The sequence below is a fragment of the Citrobacter amalonaticus genome, assembly GCF_001559075.2.
GTDB lineage: Bacteria > Pseudomonadota > Gammaproteobacteria > Enterobacterales > Enterobacteriaceae > Citrobacter_A > Citrobacter_A amalonaticus_F.
Map to the genome: position 1 here is coordinate 3,182,211 of NZ_CP014015.2, position 24,757 is coordinate 3,206,967.

Sequence of the window (24,757 nt, forward strand, 5' to 3'; positions counted from 1 at the left end):
TTGAGAGAGAAGCCTATGTTTGGTAAAGGCGGTCTGGGTAACCTGATGAAGCAGGCCCAGCAGATGCAGGAAAAAATGCAGCAGATGCAGGAAGAAATCGCCAAGCTGGAAGTGACCGGTGAATCCGGCGCGGGTCTGGTGAAAGTGACCATCAACGGCGCGCATAACTGCCGTCGCGTGGAGATCGACCCAAGCCTGCTCGAAGATGACAAAGAGATGCTGGAAGATCTGGTTGCTGCTGCATTTAACGATGCTGCCCGTCGTATTGAAGAGACCCAGAAAGAGAAAATGGCCTCTGTTTCCTCCGGTATGCAACTGCCGCCAGGCTTTAAGATGCCGTTCTGATGCAAACCAGCCCGCTGTTAACTCAGCTTATGGAAGCACTGCGCTGTCTGCCGGGCGTTGGCCCGAAGTCGGCGCAGCGCATGGCATTTACGCTGCTTCAGCGTGACCGCAGCGGCGGGATGCGTCTGGCGCAAGCGCTCACCCGGGCGATGTCGGAAATCGGTCACTGCGCCGATTGCCGCACCTTCACCGAGCAGGAAGTCTGCAATATCTGTTCGAACCCGCGTCGCCAGGAAAACGGCCAGATTTGCGTGGTCGAGAGCCCGGCGGATATCTACGCTATCGAGCAGACCGGGCAGTTTTCCGGGCGCTACTTCGTGCTGATGGGGCATTTGTCGCCGCTCGACGGCATCGGGCCGGATGACATCGGTCTCGACAGACTTGAGCAGCGCCTGTCCTCTGAGCAACTCAGTGAAGTGATCCTCGCGACCAACCCGACGGTCGAAGGGGAAGCCACGGCGAACTACATTGCTGAACTCTGCGCGCAATATGGCGTTGATGCCAGCCGTATCGCCCATGGCGTGCCGGTCGGTGGTGAGCTGGAGATGGTGGACGGCACCACGCTGTCGCATTCTCTGGCAGGACGCCACAAGATTAAATTCTGACCAAACGGAGGCTGCGCTCGTGGCCTCCGCTTGAAAACCTTCCCGCTTGTCCCCATTTCACCCTCAACGTGTTTTTACCATTGAAAATGGCATTGTTGAGGTAGATCTACATGAAAGGACAAGAAACTCGTGGTTTTCAGTCAGAAGTAAAACAGCTTCTGCACCTGATGATCCATTCTCTGTATTCCAATAAAGAAATCTTCCTGCGTGAGCTTATCTCTAACGCCTCCGATGCGGCAGACAAGCTGCGTTTTCGCGCGCTGTCGAACCCGGACCTCTATGAAGGCGACGGTGAACTGCGCGTACGCGTCTCCTTCGATAAAGATAAGCGTACGTTGACCATCGCCGATAACGGCGTGGGGATGAACCGTGATGACGTGATCGATCATCTGGGGACCATCGCGAAGTCCGGGACCAAATCCTTCCTTGAATCCATGGGCTCCGATCAGGCGAAAGACAGTCAACTGATTGGTCAGTTTGGCGTAGGCTTCTATTCGGCGTTTATCGTCGCGGATAAAGTGACGGTCCGCACTCGCGCCGCAGGCGACAAGCCGGAGAACGGCGTGTTCTGGGAGTCGGCGGGCGAAGGTGAATACACCGTTGCCGATATCACCAAAGACGATCGCGGAACGGAAATCACCCTGCATCTGCGTGAAGGCGAAGACGAGTTCCTTGATGACTGGCGCGTACGTTCCATCATCAGCAAATATTCCGACCATATCGCGCTGCCGGTTGAGATTGAAAAACAGGAAGAAAAAGACGGCGAAACCGTCGTTTCCTGGGAGAAAATCAACAAGGCGCAGGCGCTGTGGACCCGTAACAAGTCAGAAATCAAAGACGACGAGTACAACGAGTTTTACAAACATATCGCGCACGATTTTACCGATCCGCTGACCTGGAGCCACAACCGCGTAGAAGGGAAGCAGGAGTACACCAGCCTGCTGTACATCCCGTCGCAGGCGCCGTGGGACATGTGGAACCGCGATCACAAACACGGCCTGAAGCTGTACGTCCAGCGCGTCTTTATCATGGATGACGCCGAGCAGTTCATGCCGAACTATCTGCGCTTCGTGCGAGGGCTTATCGACTCTAACGATCTGCCGCTGAACGTCTCGCGTGAGATCCTGCAAGACAGTAGCGTTACCCGCAACCTGCGTAGCGCACTGACCAAGCGCGTATTGCAGATGCTGGAAAAACTGGCGAAAGATGACGCGGAAAAATACCAGACGTTCTGGCAGCAGTTTGGTCTGGTGATGAAAGAAGGGCCGGCGGAAGATCACGCTAACCAGGAAACCATCGCCAAACTGATGCGTTTCGCGTCGACGCATACCGACTCTTCTGCGCAGACCGTCTCTCTGGAAGACTACGTCTCCCGCATGAAAGAAGGGCAGGAGAAGATTTACTACATCACTGCAGACAGCTACGCGGCAGCGAAGAGCAGCCCGCATCTGGAACTGTTGCGTAAGAAAGGCATCGAAGTGCTGCTGCTCTCCGATCGCATTGACGAGTGGATGATGAACTACCTGACCGAGTTCGACGGTAAGGCGTTCCAGTCCGTCGCCAAAGCGGACGAGTCTATCGACAAGCTGGCTGATGAGGTTGATGAAAGCGCGAAAGAAGCGGAAAAAGCGCTGACACCGTTTGTTGAGCGCGTGAAAAACCTGCTGGGCGACCGGGTGAAAGACGTACGTCTGACGCACCGTCTGACCGATACGCCGGCGATTGTCACCACCGACGCGGACGAAATGAGCACCCAGATGGCGAAACTGTTTGCCGCTGCGGGCCAGAACGTGCCGGAAGTGAAATATATCTTTGAACTCAACCCGGACCACGTGCTGGTGAAACGCACGGCGGATACCCAGGATGAAGCGCAATTCAACGAGTGGGTTGAACTGCTGCTGGATCAGGCGTTGTTTGCCGAGCGCGGCACGCTCGAAGATCCAAACCAGTTCATTCGTCGTATGAACCAACTGCTGGTTTCCTGATAACCGCCATGTGAATGCCGGATGGCGACGCGTTAGCGTCTTATCCGGCCTACATTGATATATTCTGTCCAGGCTGGATGGGCGTTATCGCCATCTGGCCTTTCTTTTAATCGCCTCTCTTTTCTAAATTTTCCCTCATTAACCGTTTCAGCGCAGGGCGCCTTCCTTGAGACAAATGCGTGATGGTGGTATCGTTTAGCGCTTTTTTAAAAATATCGACAACCTTTAAGGGGATTTTCGTAATGCGTATCATTCTGCTTGGCGCTCCGGGCGCGGGTAAAGGAACTCAGGCTCAGTTCATCATGGAGAAGTATGGTATTCCGCAAATCTCCACCGGTGATATGCTGCGTGCCGCCGTGAAATCTGGCTCCGAGCTGGGCAAACAAGCGAAAGACATCATGGACGCCGGCAAGCTGGTGACGGATGAGCTGGTGATCGCGCTGGTAAAAGAGCGTATCGCGCAGGAAGATTGCCGTAACGGTTTTCTGTTAGATGGTTTCCCGCGCACGATTCCGCAGGCAGACGCCATGAAAGAAGCCGGTATCGTGGTGGATTATGTTCTCGAATTCGACGTACCGGATGAGCTGATCGTTGACCGTATCGTCGGTCGTCGCGTGCACGCTGCCTCTGGCCGCGTTTACCACATCAAATTCAACCCGCCTAAGGTTGAAGGTAAAGACGACGTGACCGGTGAAGAGCTGACCACCCGTAAAGACGACCAGGAAGAGACCGTGCGTAAGCGTCTGGTGGAATACCATCAGATGACGGCGCCGCTGATTGGCTACTACCAGAAAGAAGCGGCAGCAGGTAACACCCAATACGCGAAAGTTGACGGGACTCAGGCCGTTGCTGACGTGCGTGCTGCGCTGGAAAAAATCCTCGGCTAAGTTTTTCGCGTCGTGAACCTTTTATCAGGCCTGCCATTATCCTGTAGGCCTGATAAGCGCAGCGGCATCAGGCAAATTCTCGTCATACCTCTCACAGCAATTAGTTCTTCTTATTCGCTTTTCCGCTACAATTATCAACAATTTGAATCGATAAGAGGCGGTAATGCGTCAGACGAAAACCGGTATCCTGCTGGCAAATCTTGGGACTCCCGATGCCCCCACCCCGGCGGCAGTAACACGCTATCTCCGGCAATTCTTAAGCGATAAACGCGTTGTCGATACGCCCCGTGTGTTGTGGTGGCCGCTACTACGCGGTGTAATTTTGCCGCTGCGCGCTCCGCGAGTGGCAAAGCTTTATCAGTCAGTCTGGATGGAAGGCGGCTCGCCGCTGATGGTCTACAGCCGTCAACAGCAGCAGGCGCTTGCTGCGCGCTTACCGGACACGCCCGTCGCGCTGGGTATGAGTTACGGCTCGCCGTCGCTGGAAAGCGCGGTAGACGAGCTGCTGGCGAACCACGTTGATCACATTGTTGTGCTGCCGCTGTACCCGCAATATTCCTGCTCAACCGCCGCGGCGGTCTGGGATGAGCTGGCGCGCATTCTGGCGCGTAAACGTCGTATTCCCGGCATTTCGTTTATTCGCGATTACGCCGATGACAGCGCCTATATTGATGCGCTGGCGAACAGCGCGCGAGACTCGTTTGCCGAACATGGCGAACCCGATTTGCTGCTGTTGTCGTATCACGGTATTCCCCAGCGTTTTGCGGATGAAGGCGACGACTATCCGCAGCGTTGCCGCGATACCACCCGAGAGCTGGTTTCTGCGCTCGGCCTGCCGCCAGAAAAAGTCATGATGACCTTCCAGTCGCGTTTTGGTCGTGAACCGTGGCTGACGCCCTACACTGATGAAACGCTGAAGATGTTAGGCGAGAAGGGAACGGGCCATATTCAGGTAATGTGTCCGGGCTTCGCGGCGGATTGTCTGGAGACGCTGGAAGAAATTGCGGTGCAGAATAAAGAGATCTTCCTCGACGCGGGCGGCAAAAAGTATGAATATATTCCGGCGCTGAATGCCGCACCGGAACATATCGATATGATGCTGAAACTGACGGCCGCGTACCGCTAACGTGCCGCGTTAATCTGCTGAGTAAAGAAACGCGCACCATCGCGTAATGCATCATCGGCAGATTTCATCAGGCGTGAGTAGTGCAGAAAGGCGTGCAGGGTGCCGGGATACATTTTGTATTCGCAGGGCTGCTGGTGTGCCGCCAGCGTCTGGAAGAGCAGGCGACTGTCGTCGATCAGCGGGTCAAACTCCGCACCGGCGATAAAGCAGGGCGGCACCGCCTGTGTCAGGTCGTTGTTGAACAGGCAATAGTATGGCGACTCGCGATCGTCGGCATTACGCAGATACATTTTTTCGTACATCGCTAAATCCTGGCGGCTGAGGCCATCCCAGTCGCCGCCCATCAGTCGACGACTCACTGAATCCTGTAAACCGTACAGGCCGTACCACAACAGCACGCCCGCCACCGTTCCACAGGAGATGTGCTTATCGCGCAGCCACAGCGCGCTGCTGAGCGCCAGCATCGCGCCAGCGGAATCACCAGCAAAGCCAATGCGTGTCATATTCAACTGATAGTCGTCCGCCTGCTGATAAAAGAACTGACAGGTGTCAACGGTTTCTTCAAGGGCTTGTGGAAAGCGCGCTTCAGGCGAGAGCGAATAGTCGACGCCAATCACCGTGCACTGGGTATAGCTTGCCAGCAGGCGCATGATACGGTCATGGGTATCCAGATTACCGAGAATACAACCGCCACCGTGCAGGTAAAACAGCGTAGCCTGACTGTCTGGCGTTGGGCTGTACAGGCGCGTTGTCACCTCTCCCCAGCGCGTGGGAATGGCATATTCCCGCGTTGGCATCTGCGGTGCATCCGCGTTCCAGAAGCGGCGTTCAAGAATGTAGTGTTGGCGCATAGCGACCACATCATCAGCGGGCGGCCAGGGCGGCAGATCGTCCTGCCGGACATTCAGTACCGCCTTCATTTCATCTGAAATGCGTGCCAGTACGGGAAGTTTGTTTTCCAGTTTCATAAAACGCTCCATGTGAAATCGACCCATTGTAAAAACTTTCGTAATGGAAACTGCGATCCGCCCGTCCGATATTGAAACTCTGTTGTCGCAGGGGGAATGTGCTACCATGCACCGCTCAGTTAGCCACCCGTAAAAACAGCCATGAAATTTCCCGGTAAACGCAAATCCAAACATTATTTCCCTGTCAATGCACGCGATCCGCTGCTGCAACAAATCCAGCATGAAAATGAAACCAGCGCCGCATGGGTGGTGGGGATCGATCAAACGCTGGTGGATATTGAGGCGAAAGTGGATGACGCGTTTGTGCAACGTTATGGACTGAGCGCCGGGCATTCGCTGGTGATTGAGGATGACGTGGCCGAAGCGCTGTATCAGGAACTGGTACGTGACAACCTGATCACCCATCAGTTTGCCGGCGGGACCATTGGCAACACCATGCATAACTACTCTGTGCTGGCCGATGACCGTTCAGTGTTGCTGGGCGTAATGTGCAGCAACATTGAGATTGGTAGTTACGCATACCGCTATCTGTGTAACACCTCCAGCCGGACCGACCTTAACTATCTGCAGGGCGTTGACGGACCGATTGGCCGCTGCTTTACCCTGATAGGCGAATCCGGCGAGCGTACCTTCGCCATCAGCCCAGGGCACATGAACCAACTGCGCGCGGAAAGCATTCCGGAATCGGTAATTGCCGGGGCATCGGCGCTGGTGTTGACCTCCTATCTGGTACGCTGCAAGCCGGGCGAGCCGATGCCGGAAGCCACCATGAAGGCCATAGAGTACGCTAAAAAGCACAATGTGCCGGTGGTACTGACGCTGGGAACCAAATTTGTCATCGCCGATAACCCGCAGTGGTGGCAGGATTTCCTGAAAGAGAACGTCTCTATTCTGGCGATGAATGAAGAAGAAGCCGAAGCGCTGACCGGTGAAAACGATCCGCTGCTGGCGTCTGACAAAGCGCTGGACTGGGTCGATCTGGTGTTGTGTACCGCCGGACCGGTAGGGCTGTACATGGCGGGCTTTACTGAAGAGGAAGCCAAACGCAAAACCCAGCACCCGCTGCTGCCGGGCGCGATTGCCGAATTTAACCAGTATGAGTTCAGCCGTGCGATGCGCCATAAAGACTGTCGCAATCCGCTGCGTGTCTATTCCCATATCGCTCCGTATATGGGCGGCCCAGAAAAGATCATGAACACCAATGGCGCAGGTGACGGCGCGCTGGCGGCGCTGCTGCATGATATTACCGCCAACAGCTATCACCGTTCGAATGTGCCAAATTCCAGTAAGCATAAGTTCACCTGGCTGACCTATTCGTCATTAGCGCAGGTGTGTAAATATGCCAATCGCGTGAGTTATCAGGTACTGAACCAGCACTCCCCGCGTCTGACGCGTGGACTGCCGGAGCGTGAGGATAGCCTCGAAGAGTCGTACTGGGATCGTTAAGTCATCATGCCGGATGGCGGCGTAAACGCCTTATCCGGCCTACGGTTGCTGTTATCTGTGTCATCACGTAGGCCTGATAAGCGAAGCGCCATCAGGCAAACGAGCCGATGCAACGACGGTCACCCCGTCACGACTTCACCTGCTGGTGGTGTTTCCAGCAGTTCCAGCATCGTACGGGCGATTTCGCGCTCGCCCATCACGACCTGATTAGCGCCGCGTTCGGTAATGTACTCGACCTCATCGTCATAATGCGCGCGAGCGATAATCTCAATATTCGGGCACTTCTCGCGGGCAGAAGCAACAATTTCGCCGGCCTCGTAGCCGTTCGGGATGGTGAGGATCAGCCAGCGGGCGCAATCCAGGTGCGCCAGATTCATGATCTCTTCATTGGCGGCATTCCCCAGCACCGCGCGGATCCCGCGCTCGCGTAGCTCATCCACCCGTGTCCGTGACGTTTCGATAACCACTAACGGCATTCCGGCCGCCATCAGTTTTTCACCGAGCAGACTGCCGACGCGGCCAAAACCGACCAGCAGCGCGTGGTTGCAGATATCCACCGGAATTTGTTTCTCTTCCTCGATAGCCTCTTCCAGCGTCTGTTCTTCCAGCGTCTCGGTTTTTGCCAGATATTTTTCCAGCAGAGCAAACAGCACCGGGTTGAGCATAATCGACAGAATCGCCCCCGCCAGCACCAGATTTTGCCCTTCCTGCGGCAGCAGGTTCAGCGCCATCCCCAGACCGGCGAGAATAAAGGCGAACTCACCAATCTGCGCCAGGCTGGCGGCAATGGTCAGCGCGGTACGCGGCGAGTGGCCAAACAGACGTACCAGGAAGAAGGCGGCGACCGACTTACCAAAGATAATGATGGCAAGCGTTGCCAGCACGGCCAGCGGCTGTTGGATCAGAATCAGCGGATCAAACAGCATACCGACGGAGACAAAGAACAGGACGGCAAATGCGTCGCGCAGCGGCAGAGTATCGTGGGCCGCACGATGGCTCAGTTCCGATTCATTCAGTACCATCCCGGCAAAGAACGCGCCCAGCGCGAAGGAGACATCAAACAGTTCTACTGCGCCGAAAGCGATACCTAATGCCAGCGCCAGTACGGACAGGGTAAACAGTTCGCGGGAGCCGGTTGCCGCACTGCGCGCCATAATCCACGGTACCAGACGGCGGCCAACCAGCATCATAATGGCGATAAAGGCGATAACTTTACCGATGGTCATACCCATGTCGACCGCCAGCGAGGCGAACCCGACGTTGCCTTTTTCCATCATTCCGGCCACGGCGGGCAGCAGGACCAGCGTCAGCACCATCACCAGATCTTCAACAATCAGCCAGCCGATGGCTATCTGCCCTCGCTGACTGTCGACCAGTTGTCGTTCTTCAAGCGCGCGCAGCAGCACCACGGTACTGGCGGTTGAAAGACATAAACCAAAGACGATGCCGGTCATCAGCGACCAGCCCAGCATGGCGGAAAGGGCCATACCCAACAGCGTCGCCACGGCTATCTGGGCGATCGCACCGGGAATGGCTATCGACTTTACCGCCATCAAATCCTTCAGTGAAAAGTGCAAACCGACGCCGAACATCAGCAGAATAACGCCAAGCTCAGCGAGCTCCGGCGCAAGTTTGGTATCAGCCACAAAACCAGGAGTAAAAGGACCGGCCAGAACGCCCGCTAACAGATATCCCACCAGAGGAGAAATACGCAGTTTATTGGCAAGCATGCCGAGTATAAAAGCGAGCACAAGGCCGCCAACAATGGTGGTGATAAGCGGGGTGGCGTGATGCATTCCGTCTCCTTTGGTAGCTGATTTCCAAAATTCCAGGTAATAGTTTATGACAATTTTGACTATTATGTTTGTGAATAATTATTGAATTTTGAAGAAAACTGCAATTTGAGGCGAAAAAGGCACGGATCGGAAAACGAGCGGACTGGATACAGAGCAAAGGCTTATAACAACAGGTGTAGCGAGCGGCTAAAGTTTAGCTTTAGCCGCAAGAAACTCAGGCTTTATGCCGGTTATCAGGTAAGAATATGGTCAGTATCCCCAGAAGTGGTAGGAAAGCACAGATTTTATAGACTAACTCGATGCTGGTGTGGTCAGCGAGCAGACCTAACACGGCGGCTCCCAGGCCACCCATCCCAAAGGCAAAACCAAAAAACAGACCAGAAACCATGCCGATACGACCCGGCAGTAGCTCCTGGGCATACACCAGAATGGCGGAAAACGCGGAGGCGAGAATAAAACCAATGATCACCGTTAAAATACCGGTCCAGTGTAGGGTGGCATAAGGTAAAATCAGCGTAAACGGCGCGACGCCGAGGATAGAGCCCCAAATGACATATTTTCTGCCAATCTTATCGCCTAAAGGCCCGCCGATTACCGTTCCTGCAGCAACCGCAAACAGGAAGGCAAAGAGGTGAAATTGCGCGTTTTGTACCGATAATCCGAATTTTTGCATCAGATAAAAGGTGTAATAGCTGCTGATGCTCGCCATATAGAAGTATTTCGAGAAAATCAGGATCAGCAGGACACTGACCGCAAGCACCACCTTATTGCGCGGCAGCGGATTGATAATCGTTGCTTTGGGTTTCCCCTTGCTCATACGATGCTGCGCGGCATACCAGCGGCTGATTTGCGCCAGCACGACAATCGCCAGCAGCGCCGCAAGCACGAACCAGGCCACATTACCTTTGCCGTAAGGGGCGATGATCACTGCCGCCAACAACGGGCCGAGGGAGCTACCAAAGTTACCGCCCACCTGGAAGATGGACTGGGCAAGACCGTGGCGTCCGCCTGAGGCCATCCGTGCCACACGGGACGATTCCGGGTGGAATACCGAAGAGCCGGTGCCCACCAGCGCGGCAGCCAGCAGCACGGCGCCAAAACTGCCGGCCATCGCCAACAGCACCAGCCCGCTCAGCGTAAAGCACATGCCAATCGGCAACGACCACGGCATCGGGTACTTATCGGTCCAGTAGCCGACCACCGGTTGTAGAAGCGAAGAGGCCAACTGGAAGGTCAGGGTGATCATCCCTATCTGCATAAAGGTCAGTGAGAATTCGGACTGTAATAGCGGATAGATCGCCAGAATTAACGACTGAATCATATCGTTAAGCAGGTGTGAAAGGCTGATCGCGCCTAAAATGCCGAACGACGTACGTGCCTTAGCGACTGGCGCGGACGCACCAAGTGCTGGCTGGGTTTGTTCACTCATTGCCATAGAAAGTCACTTCTGTCTGATTTGCGATGTATGCGCTTTATCCTTCACGCTGCCCGGATGCAACGTGAACGATGTTGCGCATAGGGGAATATCGTCATTGTGATTATTACCTGACTAACATACCTGCGGACGAGGTTTGAAGGAAGTCTCAATTCTGAAAACTTATTCGACTATTATTTCAGATAATTGTAATTTCAGCCGAGTGAAGGAATCAGGGAGAGAAACATGAAATTTTTGAAACGGGGTGTGGCGCTGGCACTGTTCGCCGCATTCACGCTGGCAAGTCAGCCTGCTCAGGCTTATGAAAAAGATAAAACCTATAAAATCACCATTCTGCATACCAACGATCATCATGGCCATTTCTGGCGCAGCGAATACGGCGAGTACGGTCTCTCAGCGCAAAAAACGCTGGTGGACGGGATTCGTCGCGAGGTGGCTGCCGAAGGGGGCAGCGTCCTGCTGCTGTCCGGTGGTGACATCAATACCGGCGTTCCCGAATCGGATCTCCAGGATGCTGAGCCCGACTTTCGTGGGATGAACCTGATTGGTTATGACGCGATGGCGGTCGGTAACCACGAATTTGATAATCCGCTCACCGTCCTGCGTCAGCAGGAGAAGTGGGCGAAGTTCCCCTTTCTCTCGGCCAATATTTACCAGAAAAGTACCGGCGAGCGTCTGTTCAAACCCTGGGCCATCTTTAAACGTCAGGACCTGAAAATCGCGGTTATCGGTTTGACTACTGATGACACGGCGAAAATCGGTAACCCTGAGTTCTTCACCGATATCGAATTTCGCAAACCAGCGGAAGAGGCAAAGGTGGTGATTCAGGAGTTGCAGATGAATGAAAAGCCTGACGTCATGATTGCCACCACTCACATGGGGCACTACGACAACGGTAACCATGGTTCGAACGCGCCGGGCGACGTCGAAATGGCACGCAGTCTGCCAGAGGGCGCGCTGGCGATGATTGTGGGTGGTCACTCACAGGACCCGGTGTGCATGGCAGCGGAAAATAAAAAACAGGTGGATTACGTTCCCGGTACGCCGTGTGCGCCGGACAAACAGAACGGGATCTGGATTGTACAGGCCCATGAGTGGGGGAAATACGTTGGTCGCGCGGACTTTGAGTTCCGTAACGGCGAGATGAAAATGGTCAACTATCAGCTGATTCCGGTGAACCTGAAGAAGAAAGTGACCTGGGAAGACGGGAAAAGTGAGCATGTACTTTACACCCCGGAAATCGCTGAGAATGCGCAGATGCTCTCGCTGTTGTCTCCGTTCCAGAATAAAGGAAAAGCGCAGCTGGATGTGAAAATCGGGGCGGTGAATGACCGTCTGGAAGGCGACCGCAGCAAGGTCCGTTTTGTGCAGACCAACATGGGGCATTTGATTCTGGCTGCGCAAATGGCGCGCACCGGTGCTGATTTCGGCGTCATGAGCGGCGGCGGCATTCGTGACTCGATCGAAGGCGGGGATATCACCTATAAAAGCGTGCTGAAGGTTCAGCCGTTCGGCAACGTTGTCGTGTATGTCGATATGAACGGTAAGGATGTGACGGACTATCTGACGGCTGTGGCGCAAATGAAACCGGATTCCGGCGCCTATCCGCAGTTTGCCAGGGTTAGTTTTGTGGCAAAAGATGGCAAGCTCAACGAGTTGAAAATCAATGGCGAGCCAGTTGACCCGGCGAAAACCTATCGTATGGCGACGCTCAGCTTTAACGCGACCGGCGGCGATGGTTATCCGCGTATTGATAACAAACCGGGGTACGTCAACACCGGGTTTATTGATGCGGAAGTGCTGAAGGAATACATTCAGAAAAACTCACCGCTCGATGCCAGTGCGTATGAGCCGAAGGGGGAAGTCAGCTGGCAGTAACAGGACGGAGTGCCGGATGGGGTGCTGGCACCTTTTCCGGCCTGCAGGTCAGCGCGGTTTGTCGGCCTGATAAGAGGTAGGCCGGATAAGACGCGTGCGTCGCCATCCGGCACAAATACGCATTTAGTCCCGGCGGGCGATATCGGCGAATTTAGCCTCCAGAATCGCGGCCAAATCAACCGCCGCCAGTTCAATGTCCAGCCCGCGTTTGCCGCCAGAGACAAAAATGGTGTCAAACGTCTGGGCTGGCGCATCGATCAGCGTTGGCAGACGTTTTTTCTGTCCCAGCGGACTAATGCCGCCGACCAGATACCCGGTTGTACGTTGCGCAACCAGCGGATCGGCCATATCGACCTTTTTCGCGCCGAGCGCTTTGGCGACTTTTTTCAGATCCAGTTGTCCGGCCACGGGGGTGACCGCTACCGCCAGATGTTTCATATCGCCATTCACCGCAACCAGCAGCGTTTTGTACACCTGATCGGCATTCAACCCTAACTTGCGTACCACCTCATCACCGAAGTTGGTTTCGGCGGGATCGTGATCGTAGGTGTGGATTTTGAACGTAATTTTGTTTTTTTCGAGTAATTTAACGGCGGGTGTCATAGCTATTTTTCCTGGCTAAACCAAATGACAAGTCAAGCGTATCTCTAACAAATGTCCGAAATATAGTACCATCTTGCGCAATTATGTTGGCAGGATGCAGAGTTTGAGCGACAATCGACATACACCGTCGCATTAAGCGGCGGCATAATAATAATGATGAAATTCCTCTTTGACGGGCCAATAGAAATATTGGCCACTTTTTTTATCGCATCAGCTCCGGCAGATTCCCCTCTCCATACAGGTGCAGCGCGCCGACAGCTACCACATAGCGACCCGCAGGCAGCGCGGCCAGACGATCCCGCCAGGCGATATTGCGCTGATGCATCAGCACATCATACAGCGACTGACTGAAGGTGTTCGGAAGCGTCAGGTGATTGTCCTGCGGCGGCGCTTTCAGCCACCAGCTCATCATCTGCTGCAGCAGTCGGGCGTTGGTGTGCCAGTGCGTCAACGTATCATCCAGCAGCGCCAGACCGTTATCAGGCAGTTCGCACAATAGCGCAATCTGACTGGCGGCGCCTTCCAGTTCAATCACCTGTTTTTCTGCCTTTTTCGCGGCCTGCAACAGTTGATAATCAATGCCGTACTCCGGGCGTAATCCTAACTGTTGCGCCTGGGTGGCCTGCAACACCATCGCGATTTGCCACAGCGGTTGCGTGGAAAACAGCGCCGGAGAGATCCCCAGTTCATCGGTCGCGCGATGCAGGTTGCGCAATTGCTCCTCGCTGATGCGTTCTTCCAGCGCGGCAAACTCGGGTAGATCGGCAAAGGGACTGTCATTGCCGGAGACGTCGGCCTCAACAATGAGCGCATCGGCGTTGTGAAGCTTTTTGAGCAGTCTGGCAGGGAGAGGGGACATATCGCGACTGCCCATATGAATACTGCCAATCAGGTGGAAATGGCGGTTGCCGGGCAACGAAACATCAATGGCGGGCCAGGTATAGCGATTGCCGGATAGCGTAGCGAAGAATGTTTTTACCCGGTAAAACAGATCCATGCGACCTCCCTAATCAGAAGCCCATGCTAACGCGTGGCCCAGGGCTGTGCAATGTGTGAATTGCCGGATGGCGGCGCTAAAGTGCCTCATCCGGCTTTGCCGTTTCACATTAACGCAGTAGGCCGGATAAGCGTCAGCGCCATCCGGCATCGCTTACTCTTTTGGTTTAAAGCGCAGCAGTCGGTTAGCGTTGCTCACCACGGTAATGGATGAGAGCGCCATTGCCGCACCGGCAACCACTGGGTTGAGCAGCGTACCGGTAAACGGCCACAGGATACCGGCGGCCACCGGGATCCCGATGCTGTTGTAGATGAACGCCCCGAGCAGGTTCTGCTTCATATTACGCAGTGTGGCACGGGAGATGGACAGCGCATCTGCTACGCCCATCAGACTGTGGCGCATCAGTGTGATTGCGGCAGTTTCAATCGCCACGTCGCTGCCGCCGCCCATTGCAATCCCGACATCGGCCTGCGCCAGCGCCGGTGCATCATTGATGCCGTCACCGACCATCGCCACCTGACGCCCCTGGCTTTGCAGACGTTTAATGGCATCGGCTTTACCGTCCGGCAGAACGCCGGCAATCACCTCATCAATTCCCGCCTCTTTGGCGATGGCGTTGGCCGTCGTCGGGTTATCGCCGGTTAACATCACCAGACGATAACCGGCACGGTGCAGTCGCTGAAGGGCTGCCACGCTGTCGCTACGCAGCGGATCGCGTACGGCCAGCAGCGCCGCCGCGTTGCCATCAATCGCCAGCAATACCGGCGTGGCGCCCTGGGAAGCCTGGGCTGAAATCTCGGCTTCCAGTTCGCGGGTGTCAACCTGCTGCTCATTCAGCAGCGCCTGGTTGCCCAGCAACAGCGTATGGCCTTCCGCTTCGCCGCTAACGCCTAATCCACGCAGGGTGCGGAAACCGTTGACCTGCGGCAGTGCGCCGTCACCCGCTTTGTCGAGAATTGCCCGTGCCAGCGGGTGGCTGGAGCCTTGTTCAAGCGCGGCCGCCAGTCGCAACGCCTGCGCCTCGTCAGTGCTGCCAACGGTTTTAATCGCAACGACCTGGGGTTTGCCTTCGGTCAGCGTCCCGGTTTTGTCGAAGACCACGGTATCCAGAGTGCTGGCGCGCTGCAGCGCATCGGCATCACGCACCAGTACGCCAAACTCAGCCGCACGACCTACGCCGGAAATAATCGACATCGGCGTCGCCAGACCCAGCGCGCACGGACAGGCGATGATCAGTACCGTCGTGGCAATCACCAGGGTATAGACAATTTGCGGGGCCGGGCCAAAGAAGTACCAGATACCCGCGCTCACCAGCGCAATCAGCACCACGACCGGGACAAACACGGCGGAAATCTTATCGGCCATCTGACCGATTTCAGGCTTACTGCTCTGCGCCTGGCGCACCATGCGAATAATGCGCGACAGTGTGGTATGGCTGCCTACCGCACTGGCGCGGAACAACACGCTGCCATCCTGCACGACGGTACCGGCATGCACACTGTCGCCTTCCCCTTTTTGTTGTGGGATAGGTTCGCCGGTGAGCATCGCCTCATCCAGCCAGGCTTCGCCCTGGGTGATTTCACCGTCAACCGGCACGCGGTCGCCGGTGGTCAGGCGCAACAGCATCCCCGGCTGAACCTCTGCCAGCGGTACGCTCTTTTCACCTTCTTCTGTAACCACTCGCGCCGTTGGCGGCGTGAGATCGAGTAATTTTTCCAGCGCCTTAGACGAGCGCTGACGCGCGCGCGCTTCCAGCATGTGTCCGAGGTTAATCAGACCAATGATCATCGCGCTGGCTTCATAATAAAGATGACGTGCTTCCATCGGGAACCACTGCGGCCACAGGTTGACGCTCATGGAATACAGCCAGGCAACGCCGGTGCCCAGCGCCACCAGGGTATCCATCGTCGCGGTGCCGTTCATCAGGCTTTTCCACGCGCTTCGATAAAAATGACCGCCCGCAAAGACCATCACGGCGAGCGTTGCCAGGCCGATCGCCAGCCACAGACTGCGGTTGTCGGCGGTCACCATCATGTTATCGCCCATCATCCCCCAGACCATCACCGGCACGCCGACCAGCAGGGCAACAATCGCCTGCCAGCGGAAGCGTTTCATTGTTGCGATGGCGGTTTCCTGCTGGCGCTCACGGCGTTTGAGATCGTCTTCAATCGCCTCCGCGCCATAACCGGCTTTTTCCACCGCCAGGACTAAATCTGCGGCGGACGCACTGCCCATCACCAGCGCAGTACGTTCCGCGAGGTTTACCCGTGCCTGCGTGACCCCGGGAACGCTTTGCAGCGCATTTTGTACCCGGGAAACACAGCTGGCGCAGCTCATGCCGCTTAACAGCAGCTGTTGGCTCTCATCTTCAGCCGTCGCTGCCGGAAGCTCAGGAGGGACCGCTGCCAGCGCTTCCGACGGGATTGATGACTCCGCCAGCGGTTTAGCCTTTGGGTGGCTTAACTCTGCGCCGTAACCGGCTTGTTTGATGGTGTCGATAAGCGCTTCGGCACTGGCAGTACCGGTGACGTGCGCTTCAGTCACGGTAACCTCAGCTTGTTCAACATCCGGGCGTTGTTCAAGACTCTCTTTTACGCGTTTGACGCAGTGACCGCAGGACAGGCCGTCCAGGGTCAGGTCGATAGTGTGAGACATCACTACACTCCTTTATTACAGGGATTAACTGACTGTGATAAAGGTTAAACCTTCCCGCAAGGGGAAGGTCAAGGGATTTGTTTTTTCCCTGTGTTTTTAATGTTCCAGCGCGATGGCGCAAACATGTTCGAGGGTAGAAAGGTTGTTGTAAAGTTCCGGTAAGGTCATTTTTTTTCTAATCACGACTTTAAGGTTAACCTCTATTTTCCCCTTTTTGACATCGCGGATGGTGATAGCTTCAATAATGTTTTTTTGCTGATTAATACTTTCCACCAGCGTTTGTAGCCCTGATTTTTCGTCAAGAATAATGCGAATCTTTACTTTACCGGGCAATTGATTTTTGGTTTGTAAAAAGATCACAAAATAGCTGAGTTTTATGGCCAGCAGGAACAAGCCTGTGGCAAGCAGAGCATGCATATAAAAACCGGCGCCACTGGTAATTCCCACTCCTGCGGACGCCCATACAATGGCTGCGGTTGTCAGCCCGGATATGGCGTCATCATGGCGATGAAGGATAACACCTGCACCGAGAAAGCCTACGCCGCTGATAATTTGTGCGGCCAGGCGCATCGGATCGCTACGTATATTCATCGAGATTTCCGCGTAATACTCTGCTGACTGAATAGAGACGATTGTCAGAACGCAACTGGCGACGGAAATAATGACGCACGTTTTAAATCCGACAGGCTTTCCTTTCGATTCTCTTTCAAGACCGATGACCCCTCCGAGGATAAAAGCGACGCAAATTTTGCCCAGGGTAATTAAGAGAGATTCTCCTTCACCGAATAAGAGGAAGGATAACGTATTCATATTTCCTCCGAAAAAACTCACCTCAAGCAGCGTAGAAAGGTCTCCTTTTCTGACCGTAACGCTATGCGCTGTAGGTATGGATATAGTGCTCAATCAGCGAAAGAAGCCGCTCGTTATCGATGCTCTGCAGAATGTTTACCCGCGCACCTTTTGGCTCAGGGATCCCGACATTGAGACGCAACGTGTCACGTCCATAGCGACAGGTCATTCCCCGCGTGATGCCTTCCAGAGAGACATCCAGATAATCTTCCTCCATCGTTGCCAGAGAGGGATCCAGTAACCAGGCAACGGTTAACACATCGTGGATCCAACATCCGGGCAGATTGCGGGTTTGCATAGAGTATGTGATCCACGGGCGAATGGTTTGCACCAAATAACGGCTAAGCCCGTTTTCTGTTTTTGCCAGACGATCCAAATCAGCGTGAAGCAGTTGAGTTTTCGTTGTCACGTCCATCGGGACCAGCGTGACTGGCGCACCGCTGGTAAGCACCGCATGAGCCGCCTCAGGATCCAGACCAAAATTTGTATCTTTCAGGTAGCCCGGCACATTGAATACGCCGCCCATAACAACGATATTTTTGACCGCGTGAACCATCTGCGGGTAAAGCTGCAGGGCAATGGCCACATTGGTGAGTGGACCGGTAGCAACCAACGTGATCTCACCAGGGTTATTACTGATGAGTTCACCTATTGCCTCAGGCGCATGGGGGGGCACCTGTTGACACAATGCCGGGGCAGGAACCTCCGACCAGAGTTGCCGCAAGCCGAACTGATCGACACCATGATCCAGTTTTTCACGCCAGGGTTGCGGATCTTCCCGGAGCGCACGCGAGGCGCCACGGTAGACCGCAACCGGAACATCCAATTGCGCAATGAGATCTTTCGCGACGGCATATCCCACGTCTGCCGGTGTGTTTCCTGCGACAGTGGTGATCATCTCCAGAGTGATTTGCGGCGCGGCGATCGCCAGCGCCAGCGCCAGGCCGTCATCGATATTCGCGCCGGGGATGCCATTGCCTGGATCGCAGTCAATTATGATCCGCATCGATGTATTTTCACGTTGTCTCGGGTTGTACTTTATGTCCCTGGCAGCCACACGACTCTCCTGTTCGTAAATAAAATTCAAATTCAACGCGGCGAACCTCTCCATCCCAATTTTTCAGCATGTCAATTGCCGCGCGGGCCATCTTATCGACCGGTTGCAGAACGGCGGTTAACGAGGGGACGTTGTAAGCTGATTCATGGGTTGCGTTAAAACAGACCAGTGCAACATCTTCAGGAACGCGCAGCCCCTGTTCCGCCAGAGCGCGTAAACAACCCAGTGCCTGCTGTTCATTCGTCGCGAACAGCGCGCGCGGTGGCTGGCGCTGCAACATACGTTTTGTCGCCTCGTAACCCCCGGCGCGGGTATAGTTGGTCGAAAAAATCCATAAGGGATTGACCATTAACGATGAGGCTTCCAGCGCCTGCTGCCAGCCCCGGATACGATCCTGAGTATTCAGCATTTCACGCGGGCCACAGATGATGCCGATGTCGCGGTATCCATGATCAATCAGATGTTGTGTTACCTGCATCGCTGCCTGTTGTTCATCAACCTGGATAACGCTGACGTTAAGTCCCGGATCCACACGATCGAGCATGACACAGGGCGTACCGTTCTCCTGAATCAAATTGATATAAGGATGGCGATCAACACTGGTGTAGATCAGCCCGTCAACCTGGCGGTGCAACATATTATTAATGAGTTCACGTTCACGGCAGCTACTGTCGCCTGCATCACCCAGCAGGAGTACTTTGCCATCAGCAAATGCTTCGTGTTGCAGAGCATGGGCCATAGAGGCGATAAACGGGTTCGAGATGTCCGGTGCGACAAGCCCATAAGTTTGTGTACTCCCTGAAGCCAGCGCACGCGCGATGCCATTGGGTCGATAGCCGGTTTTCTTAATGGCCTGTAGTACACGTTGCCGGGTCGCTTCGGCAACGGGACGTGGACCATTATTAATAACGTAACTAACGACAGCGACGGACGTTCCCGCTTCTTTTGCCACGTCAGAACGTGTTACGCGTTGCGAATGTGATTGAGTCACGAGGCACCTACCTGATTGCGTTCAGAGTGATTTTTTCCAGACAGCATAAGGCGTTATGACCCAAAAATCTTTGGTAAAGAACGCGCGTCTCACGTTCTCTGGCCTCAAATCGCATCCTCGGGTAAGTTAAGATCCCGCCCACGGGTTTCTGGTGCAAAGAAAGTGGTTACCAGTCCAATGGTGGCCATAAGAGCGAAATAGAGAGCGATTGGCCACCAGTGTCCGTAAAACGAGAGCAGTGCAGAGGCGATGAGTGGCGCCGTCCCGCCAGACATAATCGAACCGAGCTCTTTTGCAAATGCCATTTTAGTATAACGATTCGTGACACCGAAAAGCTCAACGCCCCAGGCAGCCTGAACACCAAAAATACCCAGTGACGCAAGTCCCATCCCGGTAATGATCGTTGGGATAACAATCCACGGCTCACGAGAATCCAGCAGCATGAATGCCGGAAAGGCATACAGGATCAGTAACAAGCAGAACCAACGATAGATGATCCGTCTGCCGAATCGATCGGAAAGCCAACCCGCCAGAGGAATAATGGCAAATCCCAGAACCGATGCGATAAATACCGCCACGGTCGGCACAGATTTATCCACCATCAGCACCTTAGCGACATAGCCAATGATAAATCCCTGAGCCAGGTAGGAGGGGCCATTCTCGCCAATGCGTAATCCGACCATGGTCCAGAACGCACGGGTCCGTTTCCAGAAGCTACGTGTATCATGCAGTTGCTGTGCTTTCCCCTCGCGAAGAACCTTTTCTCGCTCTGCCTGCAGGAGGGCTTTTTGTCGTTCAAAGACGGGCGTTTCGCGCATATGGCGACGAATGAATAATGCGGCGGCGGCGATAAGAATGCTGCAAAGAAAAGGAATACGCCAGCCCCAGCTCAGTAAGTCATCTTTGTCCATTTGCAGGACGATGAGCCAAACCAGAGAAGCCAGTAATGTTCCGCTGTTCGAGCCTAGCGCGATAATCGAGGAAACCAGCCCACGGCGTTTAACGGGAGCATATTCGCCGAGCATCACAGTACCGCCTGAAAGCTCCGCTCCGGCTCCCAGTCCCTGAGAAAATCGAAGGATAACCAGGCATACCGGCGCCCAGACGCCAATCTGGGCGTAGCTGGGGATTAAACCTATTAGCATGGTCGACATGCCCATCAATCCAATCGTGATAACCATGACAATCTTCCGACCATGTTTATCGCCTATCCAGCCGAACAGTAGCGCACCGATGGGGCGAGCAATAAATCCAACAGAATAGGCGGCAAAGCTGGAAAGCAACGCCATGACAGGTGTCGCTTCCGGAAAAAAGACATCGCCAAAGATAATGCCTGCGGCAAGGCCGTACAGAGCAAAATCGGCATACTCCATCGTGGTGCCTAACCAGCAGGAAAATGTTGCTCGCCAAAACTCGCGGCGTCCTTCGGGGGTTTCCAGCCGCTCTTGTGCTGCTTGTTGGTTATCCGTCAGGGGAACAGAGGATGAATGCGTGTTCATAAGAACTCCTTGAAGTTATCTGTCGACATGCGTCGCAGGCTTGTGCTCTTCACGTTCTACTCGCGTAGATATTATATTTTTACCGGAGATTAATAAATCTACCCGCGTAGAATGATCAAATAAAAGAGTTAAAATTGCGAAAGCGATCACTTATAACAGGCAATTGTTACAGAAAAAGGTATGCCCGCTTCGATGTTCTTCACTGTTTATTCTGTACGAACGATCGGCGGTTCCGGGAAAATGTGAAAGTGGCAGTGGTAACGCCCGTGACCTGTGAAATAACAGATGGTTACTGGCATCAATAGGGATGGGGTGTGGGGTGTCAGCAACAAGTACGTTATAATGACACCATGCCACAGCTTAAGGTGCGGAGGACGTGTGAATATCAGCGATGTAGCAAAAAAAACCGGCTTAACCAGTAAAGCGATCCGCTTTTATGAAGAGAAAGGGCTGGTCACGCCGCCGCTGCGTGGCGAAAACGGCTATCGCACGTACGGGCAGCAGCATCTCAATGAGCTGACGCTACTGCGCCAGGCGCGCCAGGTCGGATTCAATCTTGAAGAGTGCGGTGAACTGGTAAATCTGTTCAACGATCCGGGGCGTCACAGCGCGGATGTCAAAAAGCGGACGCTGGAGAAAGTGGCTGAAATTGAGCGCCATATCAGCGAATTACAGTCAATGCGCGTACAGTTGCTGGCGCTGGCTGAGTCGTGTCCGGGCGATGACAGCGCGGAATGCCCAATTATTGATAACCTTTCTGGCTGCTGCCACCACAAGGCGCAGGCTTAACGCGCGTCGGAGTTGAGCATAAAGACCACCGTGCCGCGATACCACGGGGAGGTGCGTAACTGTGCTTCCGCCTGGCTGTCCCGCTTACCGTGCTGTACCAGACCAAGCTTAAATGGAATACGCAGGCGGGTGAGGGCGGGCAGGTAGTCCTGATAATTCGTCACCGTGCGCCGCCCCTGATAGCTCTGCACCACCAGTTCATCGATCGGCAGCGCGTTCAGCGTCGCGACGTCACCGGTTTTCGCCCAGTCCAGTAATCCGGTTACCCCAAGAGCAAAGTCGGGAGGCAGTTGTTGGCGCAATGCCCGCAGAAAGCGGGCATAGTCGGCGAGTTGATGCGTCGCGGCGTCAAAATCGACCTGCAGCCCTACCACCTGATTTCCCGCCGCCTGCCAGCGCTGCATCAGCCGCACGATGCGTGCCGGAATTGCGTCCGGAACGTCGAGCGTGGTAAAGCGCACGGTAAGCCAGATGGACGGAAACGTCAGGCGGCTGACGGGAAGTCCCAGACGCTGAAACTCTGCGCCCTTCGCCCGCATCAATACTTCACCCTGATGCAGATAGACCGTCCGGGCGCCTCTCAGTTCATCGCTGGCCTTTACCCCTGACCAGAGCCAGAAGGCGGGATGTTCGCGGGCGGTAACCGTCTCAACTGCCTGCGCCTGTCCCGCCAGTAGCGCGATTACCAGTAGTATTTGAGTTTTTGCGCCCACGGACTGCCCGGATACTGGGTTTTCAATTGCGTGAACCAGCCTTTGCGCTGCTGTTTGTCCACCTCTTCTCCGCCGCACTCATTTGCACCGGACGGGGCGTAGCACATGATGGCGCGATACAGCGCGTAACTTCTGTCTTCATGCTCGGCTTGCGGCGAGGTAATGACCTGCTGATAGTAACTCTGGCGGTCATACTGCCCAACCGGATGCTTGCGGTCGATAGCGGCTTCCAGCACGCCATTGCCTGCGCTGTCTTTCCACAAATCAACATGGGTTTGCGACGTGCGGAAAAACTCACCCAGACAGTTCAGCGCATGGGCATCATCGGGATTTTTGCTCAGCGTGCCGACGGTGTCATTGAGGCTACGGCACACGTAACCGGCTTCAGCGGCGTCGCCGTTCCAGTCAAACGTGCTCAGATTGATGTCGTCGAATGCTTCACCGATCACCGGCTGCGTGATGGCGCTGGCGAGTTTGCGGTCCTGCAGCCAGTCGCTAAAGCGGTTTTCAGTGAGATCGCGCACCAGCAGCGTATGCAGCGCGATAGTGCGTTCTTCATTATTCGGCCCTTGGCTGACCTGCTGGCGCAGCTGTTCAGGCGTCGCCACGGTTTTCAGTACCCGCGAGCGATAGCGCAAGCTGGTGACCGCGCTGTCCGGGGCAAACATCGCCGCCGTATCGCCGCTGTAGACCAGCGTCGCCGCCAGTTTTGCCTGCACATACTGCCGCTGTTCGTTATCCTGGCTCAGCTTCAGCAGTGTCGACCAGAAATCGCGTGCCGCTGACCACTGCTTTTGCCCCATCAGCGCGTTACCGTAGAGAACCTGTTCACTGAAGGCGAGGATATCGTGAGCCGGTAGTTTTTGCGCCGGGGTAACCGCCTGCAGAATGGCAGCATCGTTCTCTGTCACCAGCCACAGGTTGAGTTGCAGATCGCGCCACAGCGGCAGTTTCCCGCTTTTTTCAAAAACCGGTTTGCTGGCATCAAGGTTGGCCTGCGTCAGGGTTGGCTTCTGGTCGCTGTTCAGACGAAGGGCGCGCAGCATCTCGATATAACTGACGAGGGGGGCATCGGCGAACGCCTCCTGGACGGATTGATCGTAAAACTGCATGCCAAAGACATTATCGTATTCAATCACCAGGTTTCGCAGCGCCTGCGCATCGGCGGCCTGCTGGAATGCCTGCTCATACAATCCTGCAAGTGACGTCCAGTCCTGCAAATACCAGTGGATGCGGCGCAGCATGCCGTGTGCGGAATCGGCATAGCGGCCTTCTGGCCAGCGCTGGAGATAGGTTTGCGCCTCTTTTTGCGCGAGCAAGGCGTCTTCACGGTTTATTCGCGCGATATCAAAATCGCCATATTCGCCGACACTGTTCTGGCTGCTTTTGTTCAGCGCCGTGCGCATCAGCATATATTGCGCGGTTTCCGCCAGCCACGGGCGATCGCTCTTAAGCAGAGACGTGAAGGTCTGCGCGGCGCTTTCGTATTCACCCGCGTAAAAATGGGCCGCGCCGGTCAGATAGGTTTTATACGTCAGGGCAACTGAATCCGCCGGGAGCGCGGCGAGGGACGCCGTAATTTGCTCTGCGTTGGCCCCGGAATAAAGCCCCAGACGTGCCTGCGCCAGCGCCTGCTTTTGTTCTGCCGTCAGCGCCGCATCGCTTTGCAGCGCGGCAAAAAACTGACTGACGCTGTCGGCATTATTGGAGACAAAACGGTTTTCCTGATCACCGTCGTGGTTGAATTCAACCGGCTCCACCTGCAGCGTTGCCATTTGCCTGGCGAGCGGGCTGGTTGCGTTCTGCGTTTGTGCAGATGAGTCCGTCCGGACATCAATGTCATCCCACTGCGGGTGATAAGCAAAATAGAAGTCGCGTGAGCGGGTGATATCCGCAGGCATCGACTGGACGGGCACAGCAAACGACTTTGCCTCACTCAGCAGGCGCAACAGGTTATCGCGAGAATCATTATCGGGCGTCAGAATAGGGTCGCCTTTCAGCAGGCAGCGTTCGTCGCTCCACGTGCAGTCTGCCATATCAAACGAGGCGAATGCCTGCGGGGCGCTCGCCAGTAGTGCGCAAAAACTTAATGCCAGAGGCGTCTTCCTGACCATCATGCGATTCCTGTCATCT

The 24,757-nt window shown here is 55.0% G+C and carries 20 protein-coding genes; 8 read left to right on the forward strand and 12 right to left on the reverse strand.

Annotated elements, in window-relative coordinates; translation table 11 throughout:
- The first annotated feature begins 15 nt into the window (after positions 1-15).
- The 5 genes from AL479_RS15335 (at position 16) to hemH (ending at position 4,948) form a co-directional block, all read left to right on the forward strand.
- The gene (locus AL479_RS15335) at positions 16-345 is read left to right on the forward strand and encodes a YbaB/EbfC family nucleoid-associated protein (RefSeq protein ID WP_001515903.1); all 330 of its coding nucleotides are present in this window, start codon (positions 16-18) and stop codon (positions 343-345) included.
- The gene (recR, locus tag AL479_RS15340; RefSeq protein WP_061076669.1) at positions 345-950 is read left to right on the forward strand and encodes a recombination mediator RecR; all 606 of its coding nucleotides are present in this window, start codon (positions 345-347) and stop codon (positions 948-950) included. Before AL479_RS15335 ends, recR begins: the two co-directional genes overlap by 1 nt.
- Positions 951-1,060: 110 nt before the next feature.
- Positions 1,061-2,935: a molecular chaperone HtpG gene (gene htpG / locus AL479_RS15345; protein ID WP_061076670.1), complete on the forward strand. Its 1,875-nt coding sequence runs from the start codon at positions 1,061-1,063 to the stop codon at positions 2,933-2,935.
- Between the two features lie 242 nt (positions 2,936-3,177).
- Positions 3,178-3,822: an adenylate kinase gene (adk, locus tag AL479_RS15355; RefSeq protein ID WP_043001547.1), complete on the forward strand. Its 645-nt coding sequence runs from the start codon at positions 3,178-3,180 to the stop codon at positions 3,820-3,822.
- Between the two features lie 163 nt (positions 3,823-3,985).
- Positions 3,986-4,948, forward strand: a complete 963-nt coding sequence (hemH, locus tag AL479_RS15360) for a ferrochelatase (RefSeq protein ID WP_061076671.1) — start codon at positions 3,986-3,988, stop codon at positions 4,946-4,948.
- On the opposite strand, the gene aes is transcribed toward hemH, so the two are convergent.
- On the reverse strand, positions 4,945-5,916 hold the full coding sequence (aes, locus tag AL479_RS15365) for an acetyl esterase (RefSeq protein WP_061076672.1): 972 nt from the start codon (positions 5,914-5,916) through the stop codon (positions 4,945-4,947). The two genes, hemH and aes, sit on opposite strands and share 4 nt — an antisense overlap.
- A 141-nt stretch (positions 5,917-6,057) precedes the next feature.
- On the opposite strand from aes, the gene gsk reads away from it, so the two are divergent.
- Positions 6,058-7,362 carry an inosine/guanosine kinase gene (gene gsk, locus AL479_RS15370; protein ID WP_061076673.1) on the forward strand — a complete coding sequence of 435 codons (1,305 nt, stop codon included), beginning with the start codon at positions 6,058-6,060 and terminating at the stop codon, positions 7,360-7,362.
- A gap of 119 nt (positions 7,363-7,481) precedes the next feature.
- Here the strand turns inward: gsk and ybaL are convergent, their stop codons facing one another.
- Both ybaL and fsr read right to left on the reverse strand, forming a co-directional pair.
- On the reverse strand, positions 7,482-9,158 hold the full coding sequence (gene ybaL / locus AL479_RS15375; protein WP_061076674.1) for a YbaL family putative K(+) efflux transporter: 1,677 nt from the start codon (positions 9,156-9,158) through the stop codon (positions 7,482-7,484).
- 214 nt (positions 9,159-9,372) lie between these two features.
- Positions 9,373-10,593, reverse strand: a complete 1,221-nt coding sequence (fsr, locus tag AL479_RS15380) for a fosmidomycin MFS transporter (protein ID WP_061076675.1) — start codon at positions 10,591-10,593, stop codon at positions 9,373-9,375.
- A gap of 225 nt (positions 10,594-10,818) precedes the next feature.
- Between fsr and ushA the strand changes: the two genes are divergently transcribed.
- Positions 10,819-12,471, forward strand: coding sequence for a bifunctional UDP-sugar hydrolase/5'-nucleotidase UshA (gene ushA / locus AL479_RS15385; RefSeq protein ID WP_105291769.1), 1,653 nt, complete (start codon positions 10,819-10,821; stop codon positions 12,469-12,471).
- Positions 12,472-12,594: 123 nt separating this feature from the next.
- Here ushA and ybaK read toward each other — a convergent pair whose 3' ends face one another.
- From ybaK to AL479_RS15420, 7 genes are all read right to left on the reverse strand, one after another.
- Positions 12,595-13,074: a Cys-tRNA(Pro)/Cys-tRNA(Cys) deacylase YbaK gene (ybaK, locus tag AL479_RS15390; RefSeq protein WP_061076676.1), complete on the reverse strand. Its 480-nt coding sequence runs from the start codon at positions 13,072-13,074 to the stop codon at positions 12,595-12,597.
- A 202-nt stretch (positions 13,075-13,276) separates the two neighbouring features.
- Entirely contained in the window at positions 13,277-14,071 is a 795-nt protein-coding gene (locus tag AL479_RS15395) for a TraB/GumN family protein (RefSeq protein WP_061076677.1), read from the reverse strand.
- Between the two features lie 153 nt (positions 14,072-14,224).
- Positions 14,225-16,726: a copper-exporting P-type ATPase CopA gene (copA, locus tag AL479_RS15400; protein ID WP_061076678.1), complete on the reverse strand. Its 2,502-nt coding sequence runs from the start codon at positions 16,724-16,726 to the stop codon at positions 14,225-14,227.
- Between the two features lie 96 nt (positions 16,727-16,822).
- On the reverse strand, positions 16,823-17,536 hold the full coding sequence (locus tag AL479_RS15405; RefSeq protein ID WP_061076679.1) for an MgtC/SapB family protein: 714 nt from the start codon (positions 17,534-17,536) through the stop codon (positions 16,823-16,825).
- A gap of 61 nt (positions 17,537-17,597) precedes the next feature.
- Complete coding sequence (locus AL479_RS15410) at positions 17,598-18,581, reverse strand: nucleoside hydrolase (RefSeq protein WP_061076680.1); 984 nt, start codon at positions 18,579-18,581, stop codon at positions 17,598-17,600.
- A 10-nt stretch (positions 18,582-18,591) separates the two neighbouring features.
- A complete protein-coding gene (locus AL479_RS15415; protein ID WP_061076681.1) occupies positions 18,592-19,623 on the reverse strand; it encodes a LacI family DNA-binding transcriptional regulator in 1,032 nt (343 codons plus the stop codon).
- A 104-nt stretch (positions 19,624-19,727) separates the two neighbouring features.
- Positions 19,728-21,122, reverse strand: coding sequence for an MFS transporter (locus tag AL479_RS15420; RefSeq protein ID WP_061076682.1), 1,395 nt, complete (start codon positions 21,120-21,122; stop codon positions 19,728-19,730).
- Positions 21,123-21,500: 378 nt separating this feature from the next.
- On the opposite strand from AL479_RS15420, the gene cueR reads away from it, so the two are divergent.
- Positions 21,501-21,911, forward strand: a complete 411-nt coding sequence (gene cueR, locus AL479_RS15425) for a Cu(I)-responsive transcriptional regulator (RefSeq protein WP_044258912.1) — start codon at positions 21,501-21,503, stop codon at positions 21,909-21,911.
- Here the strand turns inward: cueR and AL479_RS15430 are convergent.
- Entirely contained in the window at positions 21,908-22,624 is a 717-nt protein-coding gene (locus AL479_RS15430) for a DUF3142 domain-containing protein (RefSeq protein WP_061076683.1), read from the reverse strand. The genes cueR and AL479_RS15430 overlap by 4 nt on opposite strands.
- Positions 22,594-24,738, reverse strand: a complete 2,145-nt coding sequence (locus AL479_RS15435) for a hypothetical protein (RefSeq protein WP_061077989.1) — start codon at positions 24,736-24,738, stop codon at positions 22,594-22,596. The genes AL479_RS15430 and AL479_RS15435 overlap by 31 nt, the downstream gene beginning before the upstream one ends.
- Positions 24,739-24,757 lie beyond the last annotated feature (19 nt).

What these genes read in the sequence shown, in the direction of transcription:
- AL479_RS15410 (WP_061076680.1), bottom strand. Translation starts at nt 18,581, where the DNA reads ATGCGGATCATAATTGACTGCGATCCAGGCAATGGCATCCCCGGCGCG.
- AL479_RS15435 (WP_061077989.1), bottom strand. Translation starts at nt 24,738, where the DNA reads ATGGTCAGGAAGACGCCTCTGGCATTAAGTTTTTGCGCACTACTGGCG.
- recR (WP_061076669.1), top strand. Translation starts at nt 345, where the DNA reads ATGCAAACCAGCCCGCTGTTAACTCAGCTTATGGAAGCACTGCGCTGT.
- ybaL (WP_061076674.1), bottom strand. Translation starts at nt 9,158, where the DNA reads ATGCATCACGCCACCCCGCTTATCACCACCATTGTTGGCGGCCTTGTG.
- ushA (WP_105291769.1), top strand. Translation starts at nt 10,819, where the DNA reads ATGAAATTTTTGAAACGGGGTGTGGCGCTGGCACTGTTCGCCGCATTC.
- htpG (WP_061076670.1), top strand. Translation starts at nt 1,061, where the DNA reads ATGAAAGGACAAGAAACTCGTGGTTTTCAGTCAGAAGTAAAACAGCTT.
- hemH (WP_061076671.1), top strand. Translation starts at nt 3,986, where the DNA reads ATGCGTCAGACGAAAACCGGTATCCTGCTGGCAAATCTTGGGACTCCC.
- fsr (WP_061076675.1), bottom strand. Translation starts at nt 10,593, where the DNA reads ATGGCAATGAGTGAACAAACCCAGCCAGCACTTGGTGCGTCCGCGCCA.
- adk (WP_043001547.1), top strand. Translation starts at nt 3,178, where the DNA reads ATGCGTATCATTCTGCTTGGCGCTCCGGGCGCGGGTAAAGGAACTCAG.
- AL479_RS15395 (WP_061076677.1), bottom strand. Translation starts at nt 14,071, where the DNA reads ATGGATCTGTTTTACCGGGTAAAAACATTCTTCGCTACGCTATCCGGC.
- AL479_RS15335 (WP_001515903.1), top strand. Translation starts at nt 16, where the DNA reads ATGTTTGGTAAAGGCGGTCTGGGTAACCTGATGAAGCAGGCCCAGCAG.
- AL479_RS15405 (WP_061076679.1), bottom strand. Translation starts at nt 17,536, where the DNA reads ATGAATACGTTATCCTTCCTCTTATTCGGTGAAGGAGAATCTCTCTTA.
- gsk (WP_061076673.1), top strand. Translation starts at nt 6,058, where the DNA reads ATGAAATTTCCCGGTAAACGCAAATCCAAACATTATTTCCCTGTCAAT.
- ybaK (WP_061076676.1), bottom strand. Translation starts at nt 13,074, where the DNA reads ATGACACCCGCCGTTAAATTACTCGAAAAAAACAAAATTACGTTCAAA.
- copA (WP_061076678.1), bottom strand. Translation starts at nt 16,726, where the DNA reads ATGTCTCACACTATCGACCTGACCCTGGACGGCCTGTCCTGCGGTCAC.
- aes (WP_061076672.1), bottom strand. Translation starts at nt 5,916, where the DNA reads ATGAAACTGGAAAACAAACTTCCCGTACTGGCACGCATTTCAGATGAA.
- AL479_RS15420 (WP_061076682.1), bottom strand. Translation starts at nt 21,122, where the DNA reads ATGAACACGCATTCATCCTCTGTTCCCCTGACGGATAACCAACAAGCA.